At 63.3% G+C, this 15,345-nt stretch carries 15 protein-coding genes; 8 read left to right on the forward strand and 7 right to left on the reverse strand.

The window, feature by feature from the left end; genetic code table 11:
• Window positions 1-160 precede the first annotated feature (160 nt).
• The 4 genes from E4Q23_RS15005 to E4Q23_RS15020 all read right to left on the reverse strand — a co-directional run bounded on the left by E4Q23_RS15005 (window position 161) and on the right by E4Q23_RS15020 (window position 3,406).
• Complete coding sequence (locus E4Q23_RS15005) at window positions 161-616, reverse strand: META domain-containing protein (protein WP_169067383.1); 456 nt, start codon at window positions 614-616, stop codon at window positions 161-163.
• The gene (locus E4Q23_RS15010) at window positions 586-939 is read right to left on the reverse strand and encodes a hypothetical protein (protein WP_169067384.1); all 354 of its coding nucleotides are present in this window, start codon (window positions 937-939) and stop codon (window positions 586-588) included. Before E4Q23_RS15010 ends, E4Q23_RS15005 begins: the two co-directional genes overlap by 31 nt.
• 170 nt (window positions 940-1,109) lie before the next feature.
• Window positions 1,110-1,820, reverse strand: coding sequence for a hypothetical protein (locus E4Q23_RS15015; RefSeq protein WP_169067385.1), 711 nt, complete (start codon window positions 1,818-1,820; stop codon window positions 1,110-1,112).
• Window positions 1,821-2,506: 686 nt separating this feature from the next.
• A complete protein-coding gene (locus tag E4Q23_RS15020) occupies window positions 2,507-3,406 on the reverse strand; it encodes a LysR family transcriptional regulator (protein ID WP_169067386.1) in 900 nt (299 codons plus the stop codon).
• A gap of 106 nt (window positions 3,407-3,512) precedes the next feature.
• Between E4Q23_RS15020 and E4Q23_RS15025 the strand changes: the two genes are divergently transcribed.
• The 4 genes from E4Q23_RS15025 to E4Q23_RS15040 all read left to right on the forward strand — a co-directional run bounded on the left by E4Q23_RS15025 (window position 3,513) and on the right by E4Q23_RS15040 (window position 6,060).
• A complete protein-coding gene (locus E4Q23_RS15025) occupies window positions 3,513-3,974 on the forward strand; it encodes a DoxX family protein (RefSeq protein ID WP_169067387.1) in 462 nt (153 codons plus the stop codon).
• Between the two features lie 40 nt (window positions 3,975-4,014).
• On the forward strand, window positions 4,015-4,953 hold the full coding sequence (locus E4Q23_RS15030) for a dioxygenase (protein ID WP_248595477.1): 939 nt from the start codon (window positions 4,015-4,017) through the stop codon (window positions 4,951-4,953).
• Entirely contained in the window at window positions 4,950-5,189 is a 240-nt protein-coding gene (locus E4Q23_RS25275) for a hypothetical protein (protein WP_423753348.1), read from the forward strand. The genes E4Q23_RS15030 and E4Q23_RS25275 overlap by 4 nt, the downstream gene beginning before the upstream one ends.
• Before the next feature lie 619 nt (window positions 5,190-5,808).
• The gene (locus E4Q23_RS15040; RefSeq protein WP_211203776.1) at window positions 5,809-6,060 is read left to right on the forward strand and encodes a hypothetical protein; all 252 of its coding nucleotides are present in this window, start codon (window positions 5,809-5,811) and stop codon (window positions 6,058-6,060) included.
• On the opposite strand, the gene E4Q23_RS15045 is transcribed toward E4Q23_RS15040, so the two are convergent.
• The gene (locus tag E4Q23_RS15045; RefSeq protein ID WP_169067389.1) at window positions 6,057-6,314 is read right to left on the reverse strand and encodes a hypothetical protein; all 258 of its coding nucleotides are present in this window, start codon (window positions 6,312-6,314) and stop codon (window positions 6,057-6,059) included. The two genes, E4Q23_RS15040 and E4Q23_RS15045, sit on opposite strands and share 4 nt — an antisense overlap.
• 383 nt (window positions 6,315-6,697) lie before the next feature.
• Here E4Q23_RS15045 and E4Q23_RS15050 point away from each other — a divergent pair, with 383 nt between their 5' ends.
• Complete coding sequence (locus E4Q23_RS15050) at window positions 6,698-11,953, forward strand: DUF4157 domain-containing protein (protein WP_169067390.1); 5,256 nt, start codon at window positions 6,698-6,700, stop codon at window positions 11,951-11,953.
• 78 nt (window positions 11,954-12,031) lie between these two features.
• The gene (locus tag E4Q23_RS15055; RefSeq protein WP_169067391.1) at window positions 12,032-12,931 is read left to right on the forward strand and encodes a hypothetical protein; all 900 of its coding nucleotides are present in this window, start codon (window positions 12,032-12,034) and stop codon (window positions 12,929-12,931) included.
• A gap of 2 nt (window positions 12,932-12,933) precedes the next feature.
• On the opposite strand, the gene E4Q23_RS15060 is transcribed toward E4Q23_RS15055, so the two are convergent.
• The gene (locus E4Q23_RS15060; protein WP_169067358.1) at window positions 12,934-13,326 is read right to left on the reverse strand and encodes a hypothetical protein; all 393 of its coding nucleotides are present in this window, start codon (window positions 13,324-13,326) and stop codon (window positions 12,934-12,936) included.
• On the opposite strand from E4Q23_RS15060, the gene E4Q23_RS15065 reads away from it, so the two are divergent.
• Both E4Q23_RS15065 and E4Q23_RS15070 read left to right on the forward strand, forming a co-directional pair.
• On the forward strand, window positions 13,292-13,513 hold the full coding sequence (locus tag E4Q23_RS15065) for a toxin HicA (protein WP_169067392.1): 222 nt from the start codon (window positions 13,292-13,294) through the stop codon (window positions 13,511-13,513). The two genes, E4Q23_RS15060 and E4Q23_RS15065, sit on opposite strands and share 35 nt — an antisense overlap.
• A complete protein-coding gene (locus E4Q23_RS15070) occupies window positions 13,503-13,826 on the forward strand; it encodes a type II toxin-antitoxin system HicB family antitoxin (protein WP_169067393.1) in 324 nt (107 codons plus the stop codon). Before E4Q23_RS15065 ends, E4Q23_RS15070 begins: the two co-directional genes overlap by 11 nt.
• Window positions 13,827-14,281: 455 nt before the next feature.
• Here E4Q23_RS15070 and E4Q23_RS15075 read toward each other — a convergent pair whose 3' ends face one another.
• Window positions 14,282-15,331: a hypothetical protein gene (locus E4Q23_RS15075; RefSeq protein ID WP_169067394.1), complete on the reverse strand. Its 1,050-nt coding sequence runs from the start codon at window positions 15,329-15,331 to the stop codon at window positions 14,282-14,284.
• Between the last annotated feature and the right edge of the window lie 14 nt (window positions 15,332-15,345).

Consider the following 15,345-nt stretch of genomic DNA (forward strand, 5'->3'; position numbering starts at 1 on the left):
TCTCATCCGAGAAATTGGGGTACCGAGAGACTAAGTGGCACGCGCGTTGCGCAGATTCCTCCAGCCAATTGTGCTTGTGCTAATGAGACGGCGACCGCGTGGCCAGCCAACCGAGAGCCAATTCGGGCAACTAACGTCGAGCGCTTCTTTACCTACCTACTTACCGTCCTGAACGGCGCCAAGTGTAGATTCCGCCATCTGCATACAGAGACATGTGCAACTGGCCCTCGCGTAGCAGGTAGGAGCGAACGTAGGCCATGTCCCGTGCGACGCGCTCGTCCTCCGAGGGGGGCAGGCACAGGGCTTTCGTTGCGGCAAGCGGCCCGAAAGCAAGTTGTCCGGAATCTCCCCTGCCGGGCTGCGCACTCCAGTCCCCAGTCGCCCGATTGCAATTCAGCCTGAAGCTGGCGCGGCCATCTCTGCCAAAAGTGAGCACGTAGTACGCCGGCTCAGAAATGTGGGTGGTGCCTGTCGCATCATCCATCGACTGGATGGACATCAATTCCCACGAGGTGCCCACCAAGGGTGCACTGGCCTTATTGTGATGTGCTGGTACGCACGCCGAGAGCAGGTAAGCCAGAGAGATCAGGCCGCAATAGTTGGCAATACGGTGCATGTCTGCTCGTATTCACACTCATCATGAAGACCGGCAACCCATGATCGCCCGGTCCTGAAAATTGACCACGGGGTCAGGATTATCAGGATTGGCCAGATGATCAACAGATCAACCCGTATGTTCGCCTCTGGCGTCATGGTGACAACCAGCCATTCCCAGACGGCATAGTACAGCCAGGCGATCGCCGCCACCCGCAGCGAATTGCCGTGACGGGAACGCTCGCCAGGAGCTCGACGCGCCAGGCCCCAGGCAAGAAGGCAGACGACCGCGACAAGGAGGATGTGCAGCGGCTGCTGAACAAACACGCGACTCAGGATTTCCATTGCCGGAACCTTGGTCGCCTGCTATGACGACTTTCACGATGATGTAAGAAGGGAAGTCGCCGGCATTGTGCAGCGAGTCGTCGGCGTCCCAGACTATCGATTGGATGTCGGCGATCGTGCGCTAATCAAGAGGCAGGCCGGAGTACGACCAAAGCGGTTGGACTGGGGAATCAACCGCCCGAGATCACTGCCTGCGGAATCTGGTAGTGCTCATAGTCGTTGACAGTAACCGACCACATATCGCCGCTCTTGGTGGCCTCCACCTTGGCGTCGCCCTCTGAACTCACCTTGTTGCCGGCGAAGTTCAGCGTGCGCTTGAAGCCCCTCGGTGGCATCACATGGACCGCGGCGTTGCCCGGCTGGCCACGGATCACGCCGAAGTTGCACTGCGCAGAGCCTTGAGGCGCATCGCCCTGCGAACATGGCACTTCCCCGGTGGCGTGGTACGGCGTCCCCTTCACCTTTGCATCGCTAGCGGGCGCGGCCTCCGCGGCAGGCGGTGCTACAGCGGCACCGGTGATGCCGACGGTGAGGGTGTAGTTGGCGGTCTCGTTGCGGCGGGCGGCGTTGCGCATCAGGTAAACCCGAACCGCGTATTCGCCATCGTCCTGGAGGGTCCCGGACCATTCGTTGCCGCTGGTCGAGCCAACGAAAATGGCGACATCGCTGGAGCCGGGCGGGAGCACGTTGAAGTAGTTGCTGAGGTTACTAGTCTTCAACTTAACGTTCATCGACTGGCCTGCCTTAGCCCGCAGTTTGTAGTCGACAACCTTGTAACCCTTGAGCGACCCTTTCACTGTGGCCGCGGAAGCGCCCTTGGCAAAATGGATCGACCGGGACTCGACAGAGTCCGCTGCAAATGCGAAGAAATTGGTAGCCATCAGAACACACGCCAGCATCAGGCGTCTAGTCGTTACGACCATCGTATCCTCCATATCAAAGACTGACTCTCGTCAGGGAACGCTGGCGAGTGGCCGCGCGGACTTCTTCAGCATTTTCACCAGTTTGATTGAATAGCTTGCTCAAGCTTTCCAGAAGCACTGTTTGAACTGGCTGGCTGCTGCTTTCGTTATTACGAACAAGCCTCATGGGAAGTTGGCTTCGTTCTTCCAGGAACTGACCAGCCGTCAAATGGTAGCTTGAATACCCGATCAGTTGCCTAGACCGGTTAGGTCAGGGGCAAGTTCCGATCGGATGTTTCGGCCGATGGGCCGTCCTATGACCACCAGAGTCGAGCGGCTGGTTTCTGATGTGTTGCCTGCCGTTCAACATCGCTATTATTCGAGCCGTTGGATGACCGGATCTGGCCGGGTCGAGACAGTCCAAACATCAAGTTGCTTGCCGAATTCCGGACATTCAGCCGCGTCAGGGAACGCCTTGGCTATTCAAATTGGATGACCACCTCGACTGGCAGGTTGTGGCCGACTGCTGACGCTCAAAAATGTAGCGCAGCGGCGTGCTCGCCGGCGAATTTTCCGCGCGGCCACAGCGTGATCGGATAGCACTCAGCGTGCAGTTCCCCTGAACCTGTGCCGTGGCTGCCTCGCCACGGAAATTCCAATAGCCCCTATCCTGGCCAGGCCTGCATCCGGAAAGCGTCGGCGAGAAAGTCGATCAGCAGGCGAACCTTCGGCGCGACGAACTTGCGCGATGGGTAAACCGCGTACACGCCGAGTTCGATCGAACGGTAGGCCGGCAACAGCTCGACCAGGGTTCCGGCGATCAGATCCGGGCCGACGAGGAAGGAAGGTTGCAACACGATTCCCTGATGGCGCAGCGCGGCGACCCGGCAGGTGTCGCCGTTATTGGTGCGCAGGCGCGGTGACACTTTCACCGACAGCGTGCCTTGTGGCCCCGTGAACGGCCAGTTGTCGCCCATCGAGAACAGGCTGTAGGCGACGACCGCGTGCTGCGCCAGCTCCGACGGATGCGCCGGCGTGCCGTGATTGCGCAGATAGCTGGGGGAGGCACACAACACCAGGCGCGCCGAGGTGAGCTGGCGGCTGATCAGCGTGGAGTTGGGCAGGCGCGCGATGCGCACCGCCATGTCGAAGCCTTCCTCGACCAGATCCACCACGCGGTCGGCCAGCGTTACGTCCAGCGTCACTTTCGGGTGCAGGGCCATGAACTCGACCCATAGCGGCGCCAGATGCAAGTGGCCGAAAGTGAAAGGGACGTTGATGCGCAGGATTCCCGTGGCCTCGCCGCTGACCGAGGTGATTTCGGCTTCCGCCTCTTCGACGCTGGCGAGCAGTTCCTCGCAACGCGCATGGAAGACCTCGCCCTCGGCCGTCAAGGACAACTTGCGGGTCGTGCGGTGTATCAAGCGCACGCCCAGGCGCGACTCCAGATCCGCGACATGGCGCGATACCGCCGCCTTGGAAAGCGCCAGCGCGTCGCAGGCACCGACAAAACTGCCGGCGTCGATCACGGCGACGAAAACCCGCATGGCTTCGAATCGGTCCATTGGTCTCGAAATTCGGAACAGTGAATCGCATTCAAGCATGTTTATCTGCCCAGACGCAATTCCTACAATGCGCTCTTCGCTTGACCACCCTTGTCCGGAGCACCCCATGAGTACCGCCAATACCACTTCCCTCCTGCAACGCGTCGTCGCTACCAACGCCGGCTGGAGCGCGCTGGCCCTGCGCATTCCCGTGGGCATCATCTTCGTTGCCCACGGCGCGCAGAAGCTGTTCGGCGCCTTTGGCGGCTACGGCCTCGAAGGTACCGGCCAGTTCATGGCCTCGCTCGGCCTGACGCCGGGCTACCTGATGGCCTTGCTGGCGGGCAGTGCCGAGTTCTTCGGCGGTCTGGCGCTGATCGCCGGGCTGCTCGTTCGCCCTGCCGCAGCGACCCTGGTGTTCGCCATGCTTGTCGCGATCTTCAGCGTGCATATCGACAAGGGCCTGTTCATGGCCAACAACGGCTACGAATTCGCCCTGGCACTGCTCGCCGCATCGCTCTCGCTGTTGATCAGCGGCGCGGGTCGAGGGTCGCTGGATGCCATGCTGGCCGCGCGCGGCGCGCGCTGAAGCGCAGCGCGCGAACACTCATCCGACCAGGAGCGACGCCATGGAACGTCTACCCAGTTTGTTCGTCTCGCACGGCGCCCCCAGCTTCGCGATGGAGCCCGGCCTGGCCGGGCCGCGACTGACGGCCCTGGGTCGCGAACTGCCCAAGCCCCGCGCGGTGCTGATCGTGTCACCGCACTGGATGACGCCCCGTCCGCAGGTCGGGATGGTGGAACGGCCGAGGACGATCCACGACTTCGGTGGCTTCGACCCGGCGCTGTACGAGATCGACTACCCGGTGGCCGGTCACCCGCAGCTGGCGCGTCGCACGCTCGATCTGCTGCAGGAAGCCGGCTGGTCGCCGCGAGCGGACGAGCGCCGCGGTCTGGACCACGGCGCCTGGGTGCCGATGCTGTACCTTTACCCCGCGGCCGACGTGCCGGTCTTCCAGGTCTCGCTGCCGTCACGGCTGGACGCCGATTCGGCCTGGACCTTCGGTCAGGCGCTCGCGCCGCTCGCCGACGACGGCGTGTTGATCGTCGGTTCGGGCAGCCTGACCCACAACCTCAACGAGGTTCGCGGCGCCCACGGCCCCCACGGCCAGCACGGGCACCACGGTCATGACGAGGCCTATGTGGCCGAATTCGCCGCCTGGGTTCGCGAAGCCCTTGTCGCCGGCGACAGCACGCGCTTGCGCCAGACCCTCGCCTTGGCCCCGTATGCCCAACGCGCGCATCCAACCGCCGAGCATTTCTGGCCACTGCTGGTGGCCGCCGGCGCGGCTGCCACGTCCCTGCCGGCGACGGTGATCGATGGCGGCATCACGCACCGCGTGCTGGCGATGGACAGCTTTGTTTTCGGAAGAGCCGGCCGCGAAGGTCGCGAAGGTCGCGAAGGCCGGGATGACGGCATCGTGGCGAAGGAAATCCTCGACGCCGGCGGGCACTCTCTTGCGCAAGGCGATAGCGGCGAAATTCGTGGTACGGAAGCTTCCGTCTGAACCACCACCCAGCGCGGAGCGGGCGCGATCCAAGAACCGGCGCCACGGTTCCGGTCCCCGAAAAGCGAGTGCTTCCACTTCACGGTTGTCGGGAGTGCCGCCCTATTGCGAGCACTCCCTACGGTAGTGATGCATTCTGGATGAGACGTTCGGCAAGCATCTCCCACCCACCGTCATTGCGAAGAGGCGCAGCCGACGCGGCAATCCAGAGCTTTGGTTTTTCGCGTTGTGAATAGGTCAATGCGGCGGGGAAAGAGTTAGAGGATGGAACTGGATTGCCACGTCGGCTGCGCCTCTTCGCAATGACGTGTGGGCTGGTGTAGTGCCGCACTCCTCATTCCTCGTTCCCGACAAGCCTTTCAGTAAACCTGACAGCGGAGCGAAACCGACGCGGTAGCCGTAATTTAGAGGTCCCATATTGCGTGTAATACGACACTAGCGACGATCGCTCCGCTTCGCGCCCTCTCTCGCAAGCAACGCCGAACGCCGAAGCGCATCCGGAAATTCTCCCCGGCAGCCTGGGCCTCGAAGAATTCCGCGTCGCCGTCCAGCTCATCGAAGCGCTCTACCCCATTCGCCACGCCGCCGAAACCCTGGGCCGCCGGATCGACGACAGCTACTTCGCCGCCGGCAGCGAAGCCTACGTCCGAGCCTTGCTGGTGGGCCAGTACGCCAAAGTCCACCACATCCACACCGGCGCACTCGAAGAAACCCTCGACGACCTCGGTCGCCGCTTTGCCCGCAAGACCAGGAAGAGCACCGAAGCCCCGTAAAGCCAGCCCTCTGGCCGGCGGCGACCATCCCGGTCATTGTGCCGGCCAGGGGTGCCCATTCCAGGGACGGATCGATCGATCCATGCCGGAGAAGCAAGGGTCCATGCCGACGATCGATCATTCCATGAAAAACATGGGAGGTTTCATGTCGCTGATAGAACGCTTCATGAAAAAGATGGAACGTTTCATCCACACGATCGACGCTTCCGTCAAAAACAAGAAACGACCGAGGTTGGCGATGAAACATTCCCTGCCAACGATAGAAGGCTTCACCACCGACAGGGAGCGATTCGCCAATCTCGGCCAATTCTGCCGTCAGATCCTCAACGACTAAGCCGCAATCTCCAGCCACTGCACGACCCCAGCCTGCCGCTCACCAACAATGTGGAAAATCTTCCCACCTGGCCCAATTGTCGCCTCGACGAATGGTTGCCAATCAAAAAACTGCCTGCCTGATTTACAAAAGGGTAGGTGGGTGCGCTGCACGTTCACCTTGACGAAGCGCCACAAGATTCGGATGCGGAAGGTGGCACTCTGCCGGGTTTCCCGGTTTCCCGGTTTCCCGCGGGTTTCCTGCTCTTCCGGCATCAGGCAGTGCTCGGGGTGCCATTTGGAAGGGCTCTTCTGCAAATGGTGACGCATGCCGGCCCAAGATCGGCGATTGACGGCTGCACGCGGCGTCAGCCATACTCTCCGAAGGCCGGTTGGATTTCCTCTCCTTTACGCGGCCGCCGGGCTTTCGCAGAAACCATGAAGGCATGCCACGCAGGGCGTTGACCTACGGCGCCATGCGAGCCTTTTGCGAGGGCGCGACGAGGCGTGCCGGGCCATGTTTCTCTGGTCCGGTTCATGGCCGCGAGCCACCGACAGTGACGGGGCATGAAATGAGCAAACTTGCTCTCTCTCGCAGGCGTGTCTCCGACGGGGTTGCCAAATCGGCGGACGCCGCGCGCCCGGCGACGAACTCGGGCATGCCGCGCTACCTGGAACGTCGCCCTGCCGCCGTGGCCCAACCGACCGACGCAAGCGCAGTGCCGGGCGATGCGATCGCCGATCGCGTGATGTCGAATGCATCGGCTTTTCCGCAGGCAGGCGAATCGACACCGCCCCACTCCCGAACCAACGAGACACACGCGGCAGCGTTCGCTCTGCACGGCGTTCGAGCAAAGCTCACCGTCAGTCGTCCGCAAGATCCGGACGAGGAGGAAGCCGACCGCTTGGCGGACCAGGTCATGCGTATGCCGAGAGGCGGGCCGCTGGCGACGTCTCCGTTCGTGAACTCGGCCGGCGCGTGGGCGTCGGCGAAGGCGGAGCGCGACACGCGCAGCCCTTCCCTGTCACGAAAACCCACAGCGTCGGGCGCGGCGCCCACTGCCTCCTTCGCCGTTCCGGACCGGAACAGCGGCCGGGCCTTGAACGCGAGCGTGCGTGACTTGTTCGAGCCACGCTTTGGTCGTGATCTCGGTGACGTTCGCATCCACGACGACGCGGCGGCCGCCGATTCGGCGCGCCGGATCGGCGCGCGTGCCTATGCCTACGGTGATCAGGTCGTCTTCGGCGTCGGCGAGTTCGCGCCCGACAGCGACGCCGGGCGGCGCCTGCTCGCCCACGAACTGACCCACGTCCTCCAGGAAAAAGAGGGTGAACAGCGCATCCGCCGCGCGCCCGAGGACGTCACGCGACTTAACCAGCTTCCCTTGTCGGCACACCGATCCCGGCCGCATTTCACCATCGCTTTCTACACGGTGTACGCGGAGGCGACCGGAGATCTCCCGGATTTCAAGGCACGCGTCAAGTCGGCCTGCGCCGAGAGCAGCGAGGGGCTGAATCTGGACGCGGGCAACCAGGGCGCGGTCAACGCGGCGGCGGACGAGATGGCGGAGTTGACCGACGGCCTCACCGTCGGCGGAGCCTACCAGCCCTTCGATCTCGCCGGGGCAGTGAAGAAGCTCTACGAACTGATGCCCTCGGTACCGGGCGACATCCAGGTCACCAACTTCGGCTTCGAGTACATTTACGGGCGGCTCGTCTCACATTCGGCCGATTTCGTGGCCTTGAGCCTGCAGGAGCACGCGCACGGCCCCGATATCGACGCCGACCCCGATCTCAGCGCGGTGGCCGGCAGCAGCGACACGGCCTTCGTGCAGCTGTCGCAGGACCTGGCGCGCATCGTCGCCGCCCTCAGCGACGGCAAGAGCCTGCTGATGCTGGAGCTGGAGGGTTTGGTCAGCACGCTCGTCGATCTCCGCAACCAGTTCGATCCGCGCGCATCGCGAGACGAGCAGGCTGAGAACTACCGGATGCGCAGCGAGCTGGCGCGTCGGGCGCTGCTCGTCAACGACAAGCTGATGAAGATGAACGACGATCCGACGGCGCCCACACCGCTGGACACGAGCGTGGAAAAGACGCTCTCGGAAATCCGTAGGACGGCAAGAAGCGAGGAAGACACGCGCACCGCGCTCGGCGACACGAAATCGCTGCTGGCGGCACAGCCGCTCAACATGGCCGATCGGGTGGACGATCCCTTCTTCAAGGAAAGCGGGCTGAGCGAGGAGGCCGAAGGGGCGGAGATCAAGCCGCAAGTGGCGTTTCCGAAGACCACAGAGGGCTTCGCGGCCGAGGCACAGCACGACCTCGCGGATCGGATCAACAGGCAAAGCAAGGGCCTGCAGGAGCAACTGGCCCAGATCGTCCCGCCGCACGAGGAATCGAAATACAACCTGCCCGAGTTCGCGAAAGTACACAAGCACTGGTTCAGCCTCTTCGGCATCGAGGCGGAGAAGGCCATGATCCAGCAGGCCGGCGCGCTGGACCTGTGGCACGGTATCCACCAGGCAACCGCCATCGGCACGCTCTCGGTGAGCGGCGACATGATGACGGCCTGGCTGCGCTACGAAACCATGAAGCAGACCATGGGCCTGCTCGGACTTTTCGTCGGCACCGGGGTTGAGCGCGAGTTCGGCAGCGTGATCGCGCAGCAGACCATGCGCCGAAAGCAGGCGCTTTCCGGAACCGGTGCCAGCGATGCGCGATACGAGTTCGCGGAGCTCTACGGCAGCGCGTCCTCCCTGACCACGGGCGGCGAGGAGGCCTCCCGCAGCAAGGTCGCCGCAGAAGGCGCCAAGACCAGTTCGGCCCAGTTCTCGCGTGCCGCAAGCGTGCCGACCTTCCTGCAGACGCAGGCTGCCCACCAGCAGGGGCTTACCCCGGCACCGCTGCCGGTGCTGGGACTGCGCAAGGTCGAGGCCAAGGAAGGTTGGAGCTATCTGGTCGAAGTTCCCGATTACCTCTCGGGAAAAACCATCGCCTACGAGCAGAAGACGGCCACGCCCGAGGTCGCGGATTACCTGTTGGCGCAGCGCCAGCACGCCGCGACCCTCAAGAGCACGCATTCGGCCTTGGTGACGGTGTCCTCCCCCGGCAAATTCAGCAATGCCAGAACACTGCGGCACGTGGGGCCGACGCCCGCGCTGGAGGGCGCCCAGACCTCGCAGACTTCCAGCCTCGAGCGAGCCGACCGGGACGCGCGCGAGGCCATCGCCATGCCCGGACGTGGCAGCAGCAAGACGGCTCCGACGGGTACCGAACTGCTGCAAGGCGCGATGCTCGACTATCTCAACTTCTTCTTCAAGGAGGGCGATTCGGCGCTGCGCGTCGCGGCGATCATCCATATGATGAATGTCGAGCACGGCATCGGCAAGGTGTTCGACAAGATGCTGGAGCCAGCGGAAATCGCCAAGGTGCTGACAAAAGCTTTCGGCATGGGCTTCGGGCTCGGCGTGCTGGCCAGTCTGGGACCGATCGGCAGCATATTGTCCTTGGGGATCGGCAAGGCGATGAAAGTCGCCGGCGGAAGCGACATTACGGCCGCTCTCACCGTGGCGGCATTCCTCAAGGAAGCGGCCGAAACCGGAGACTTCTTCACGGCGCGAATGATGGGCTATCTCGGCGTTCCCATCGTCGAGGACATCAAGCAGCTCTTCGAGTCGGTGATTTCCGCCCCGGCGGCGATGGCCGGCGCGAAGGCAGCGGATGCCAGCGTCAAGGCGGTGCTGGACAAGATCAACCAGAAGCCGCCGGCAACCATCGCCGAGGCGGCCGATCTCGCGCGCGAGCTGGCGAACGCCTCGCCGGACGCGCGCGCGGACATGCTGGCCGCCATGGACAGCCATATCGCCGATATGGAAGCGCAGGGATTCGGCAAGACGCAGTCCAGCCAGGACTACGACGTCATGATCGCGTTCCGCAACGCCTTCCATCAGCAGAGCACGCTGAACCAGATGCTCGATCCGTTCACGACCAAGCTCGAAACCAAGGTGCCCGAGGAGGCGAAGACAGCGTTCGGCGGCGAGCCGTTCCGCCTGAAGACGCCGGGAGAGCGTGCCAAGCTGCTGGCGGCGATGGGCGACCTCGCCGGCAAGGTGATGCTGTTCCAGGATCCGACGCTGCGTGGCGGCGACGCGGCGACAGTGCGGGTCCATTACGACAACGGCAAGGTGCGGATACATCACGGCAGCGAGGCCACCGCGCGCGACATCGAGCTGCACTTACCCACGGTGCGTACACTGCGCAAGTATGAGGGCTTCAGCGGGTCGGTGCGCAGCCTGCTCGCGCGCGCGATTTCCCTGCTCGGCTTCACGCAGACGCCGCAGTACGGCAGCAAGGGCTTCGAGGCCGAGCTGGAAATCAAGAAGCTGACCGAGATCCGCGACGATCTTCTCGCCCGGCAGGAAGCGATCGATCTCAACGCGCGGCGCCTGATCGACAAGCAAATTGACAACGCGATCATCGACCGGCACATCGCCGACATCGACAAGCAGATCCTGCAGCACATGCGCGATCTCGACTCGCTGGAGGCCGGTCAGGGTTTCATCGCCGCCCGGAAGAAATCGGCTGGACTCGCGCGGGCAGAGACGCTCGGGCTGGATCAGGCGACTCCGACGGGGCACTACTGGCGAGAGCGCGAGGGGCAGCTCGAGTTGGTATGGCAAAACGAGAAGGCAGCGGGGTACTTCCTCAATCAGGACATCCTGCGAGCGGAGATCGCCAAGGGCAAGGCGGGCGATGCAAAGCTCGCCATTCGCCCGATCGCCGAGAACGCGTCCGCAGGTGCCCTGAAAGCGACTTCGATCGGGTTGGGAGACGCGCCGAAAGGACATCATTGGCGCGAGGACACGACCGGCGGGCTCACGCTCATACGCACGGACGAGAAGGCGCCGCACTTCTGGTTCGACCACGACGCCTACAGCAAGGCTGCAGACAAGTCGAAACCCTCGAAGTTCATCCGCCCGATCGCGGAGAAAGCAGACAGCGATTCGGCGTCATTCGACGCCAAGACCTGGGACGAAGCCTACGGCGAGCTCGGTGGCGGCGAGGCGAAGTCATCGTTCGGCAAGTTCACCAAAGTGATCGGCGAACTCGGCGTCGACAAGGTCGCGATCATCGACAAGATGAAGCAAACGGAAGGCGGGGATTCACGAGGCGATTCGCCGACCGGACTCAAGATCAGAACGATTCGGCACACGACCAAGCAGCACTTCATCGATGAAGTCATCCTGCCCCACCTGATCGATCCCAAGTCCCTGGCGGATTCACCGCGCTACCAGGCGCTGATCGATCAGGGCATTAATCCGCGCGAGGCCCAGATCGCCGCCAGCCACGAGCGTCTGCTCCGCATCACGCGCCAGCTCGACAGCGCCGACATCGGTAGCCTGGGCGAAAAGTGGCACACCCACTGGTTCGCGCAAACCGGCGACAAGACGCAGTTCAGCGTCAGCCAGAAGGATATCTCCGATCGGTACTCGGGCACCGACCTCGGTCAGGATCGCAATCTCGACCTGCTGAAGCTCGTGGGCGACGAACAGGCCGATCTGGTGGAAATCAAGAACCTCTCCTCGCCGGTCGGCGAGCGCGAAAGGGGCGAACTGGACGCGCACCTCGCGCTACAGGGCAAGGATGTCATGATGCCGGGCGCGGCAGGGGCCAAGGCGACGCCGCGAACGATTCGCATGGTCGTATGGGTGATCCTGAATCCCGATTTCCTGACCTCCAATGCGAACGTCGTATTCATGACGGATCGGCTGAAGAAGAACGCGTCCCTGGAGTTCCGCGTCTACGACGACAACGGGAAGATGGTTTCGGTCACCGGCGCGAACTATCGGACGGTGCTGGCCGGGCTGGCCGCCGCGGCGAAGAAGTCGAAGGCTGCGCGCGAGGCGGAGCCTTGAGCCGCCGCGATCGAAGACCCCGGTGCGCTTGGCAAGCGCGCTCAAGATTGCAGCAAGATGGAGACGAGGGCGACAAAGGTGATTGAACTAAGCTTGTCCGGAAAAGACATCAATGCGCTGGCAAGACAGATCAGCGAGCAGTCGTACTTCCACGAGTCGCTGCCGGAAACGCTGGAAACCGATTACGCCGCGCAAGCGATCGCGCCCGGGTGGCCCGATCGGATCGGCGACGCCTCCAAGTGCTTCGAGGCGGTGTGGGACGGGCAGCGGCGCCTCGCCGTCTACCCCGGCCTGACGGTGGAGGTCACACTGCCGCTGCCGCCGGAGTCCGAACCGATCATCGATTGGCTGGGCGAGCTCGATTTCGAGCTCGCATCCTTCTACACGCTGCATCCCGAGTGGCAAGCCATCGATCCCGATTACCTCCCGCCGGGCTTTACCAACCGTCATCGCCTGCACGGCGCCTTTGCAGCCATCAAGGGCAAAGGCCACCGGCGCCTGGTATCGGATCGGTGGCTCGACTACTGTCCGATCAAGCTGACGCGCCGGGGTGATCTTTCCTTCGTCCAGTTCCACGACCTGAAGGCCGACGCCGCCACCAGTCTGCAGCAAGCCAAGCCCGGTCACATCGCGCTCAGCAGCGAACCGCAGGGCGGCTTCATCAAGGATGGCTATCTGCTGCGGCATGACTTCAATGGGGTTCTCGAAGAACGAAGGGGCGTGCTGAAAGTCGCCGTGCTTGGGCGTAGCCTCTCGGCGCGGGAAATGCTCGACGCCTGCGCGGTGCGCGGGGAGGTCAGGGGCAAGAGGCTCAACAATGTTGGCTTCGTCTTTCTCGACGAGACCGAAATCGGCGATCATCTTCACCAGTTGTGGTTGCGCGGACTCGAATGCTGGACGATTCGCGACGGACGCGAGATTCGCCTGGACGATGCCTACGCACCGCCGCCGCTCGCGCCGCCTGCCTGGGCGCGATAGGCTCAGGAACGAAAGGCGAGCGATGAACAGATGCAGCTTTCACCCACGCTCCATTGCGAGCGCCGATCGATCGAGAAGCGCTCCATCGCGGCGTGACGCGGGTCGCGGTTTCGGCGCGTCGCCGCAGCGCTACCTGACCAGCACGCGCGTGACGATGACCCGGCGGCCGCGCCGCGCGCGCTGCAGTGCGGATCACGTCGAGCGAGGCCGCCACCCTCGGTGTGTTCGAGATTGGCATGACGACGCAGCCCTCCACGCCGACCAGCAATGCCGGGATCGTGGATACGATCAAGCTCCCCCCTGAGCCGAACGGCCCGTACTCGGTGGAGATCGGCCTCGTCCCGGCGGTCAATGTGACCGATGTCGCCGGAGAACGTCCGCTTCGGAGATCTCATGAAGGTTTGCGAGGAGCACTTCGCGAAGCCACGCCAATCGGGTACGAGTCTTGCGATCTTCAAGACGCCTTGGGTGGGCGATCCCCGGATCAACATCCAGGACGACAAAGGCAGGGCGAAGGGGTATCAGGTTCGGCAGGTGCTAACGGCAATTGATAAGTTGGAGGACATGCGCAATGAACGTTGATCATTACACCTGCCGTGTCACCTGGTCGCCCGAGGACGGCGAGCACCTTGCCCTGTGCGCTGAATTCCCGTCGCTGTCGTGGCTCGCAGCGACGCCAGAGGCAGCGCTGAAGGGGATCCGTCAGGTGGTATCCGATATCGCCGCCGACATGACAACGGCTGGCGAGACCATTCCTGTAGCTCTGGCGGAAAAACACTACAGCGGTGAGTTCCGTGTCCGAACTCCGCCAGAAGTCCATCGCTCATTGGCCATGCAGGCGGCTGAGCAAGGCGTGAGCCTGAACAGGCTGGCCAGTGCAAAGCTGGCTGGCTGACGGCCACGACGTTCGCTAACAATCTGGCTACACCTGCCGCCAGATGGTGATGGACTGCTTTCGGCGCAGATGCTGGGGGAGTCCTGTCGGCCATCAAGAGACGTAGACGCGGGGAAAAATCGCCCGGCACGAATGTCGGCTAACTGATAAGAAATCGGCAGCGGTGTTTGGTCGGTCAGACCTTGACGATCTCAGGAATGGACCCACTTTTGCTCACAAAAACGGACCCCCCTGGTCGTCATGGCCATGCGCGCGAAAGTGCCGCGCACACAGCCATTCCCGAGCGTACTCGCCTCTACGCGGCGTCAAGGGTACGCTGCGCCGGGCTGCAAAAACCGCAGCCCGCCCTTGACCCCGCTCCGAGGCGAAAACCTGAGTGTTGGCGCGCGCCAACGGTGGGTCAATTTTCGTGAGCAAAAAAGAGTCAGTTTTCGTGAGCGTCGAGGGTCAGAGCATTACACCTCACCGCACAGCGCGAGGAGTTCACGCGTCTGTGTGACCTGCGCGTCCATCTGCGCGCGCGTGAAGAGCTGCAGCGCGGTTTCGAGCCATGGCCTGGCTTCCTGTGGCTGCTGCAGGTCCTTGAGGAGCGAGTTCCCCACCAGGAGATACAGCGGCGCCGCGCTCTCGAGCTTGCCATCGGCCTCCAGCAAGCGCGCCGCCTCCAGTCGCGCGCGGACCGATTGCTGCGGCCGCTGCAGGTCGCGAACCGCTTGCGACGAGGCCGCACCCTCGAGCAGTTCGACCATCGCCGGCACGGGCCTTCCGGTCGCGCGGCTGGTGCAGCGCTGCAGCTTCTCCTGCAACGCCGGCATGCGCTCGGCGATGTTGCGCAGGCGCCAGTTCGCCATCGCCCGCCAATACGATCGCACGGCAACCGCCTCGAGACCCGGCGCTTCCGCTTGTGCGTCACCGATATCCTCGGCCACCGTGGCGGCGCGCTGGGCGTCCCCACACCGTTCCAGCACGTCGAGCGCGGCAATCATGAGGGGCACACGCTGTGTCACCGGCATGTCGACCGCACGCATCATCGATGCATAAGACGACAGTGCCAAGGCGGTCTGGTAGTCATCCTGCACACTGAATCCGAGCTCGACTGCCCTTCGGACGCTCTCCCTCGCCTCTTCGTCGCGCCCCTCTTTCGCCAGTAGCGTCGCCGACAACATCGCGATCGAAAAATCCAGAGATCCGTTCGGCTCGACCTTCGCGATCCCCGCCGCTTCGTCAAGATCCGCACGTGCGCGTTCGCTGCCGTCGGTCATCAGGCGAGCCGCCGCGAGGTTCAGGAGAACGTAGCGCAGATCCCTACGGTAGCCGAGCATCCTGACCAGCGCGAGCCACTCTTCGCCCGTGGCAACGGCGTCGGCCCATTCGACGAATTCGAGCTGGCCAACCATCCGAAGATTGAGAATCCGAGACAGGCTCCGTTTGTCGCCCGCCTCGCGGGCGCTACGCTCGACGTAATCGAGGTGCTCGAGAAATGGCTTGCCATAGCCAAGCCGCAACTAGGCGCGCGCGA

The organism is Candidatus Accumulibacter phosphatis, from assembly GCF_012939955.1.
GTDB classification, from domain to species: domain Bacteria; phylum Pseudomonadota; class Gammaproteobacteria; order Burkholderiales; family Rhodocyclaceae; genus Accumulibacter; species Accumulibacter delftensis.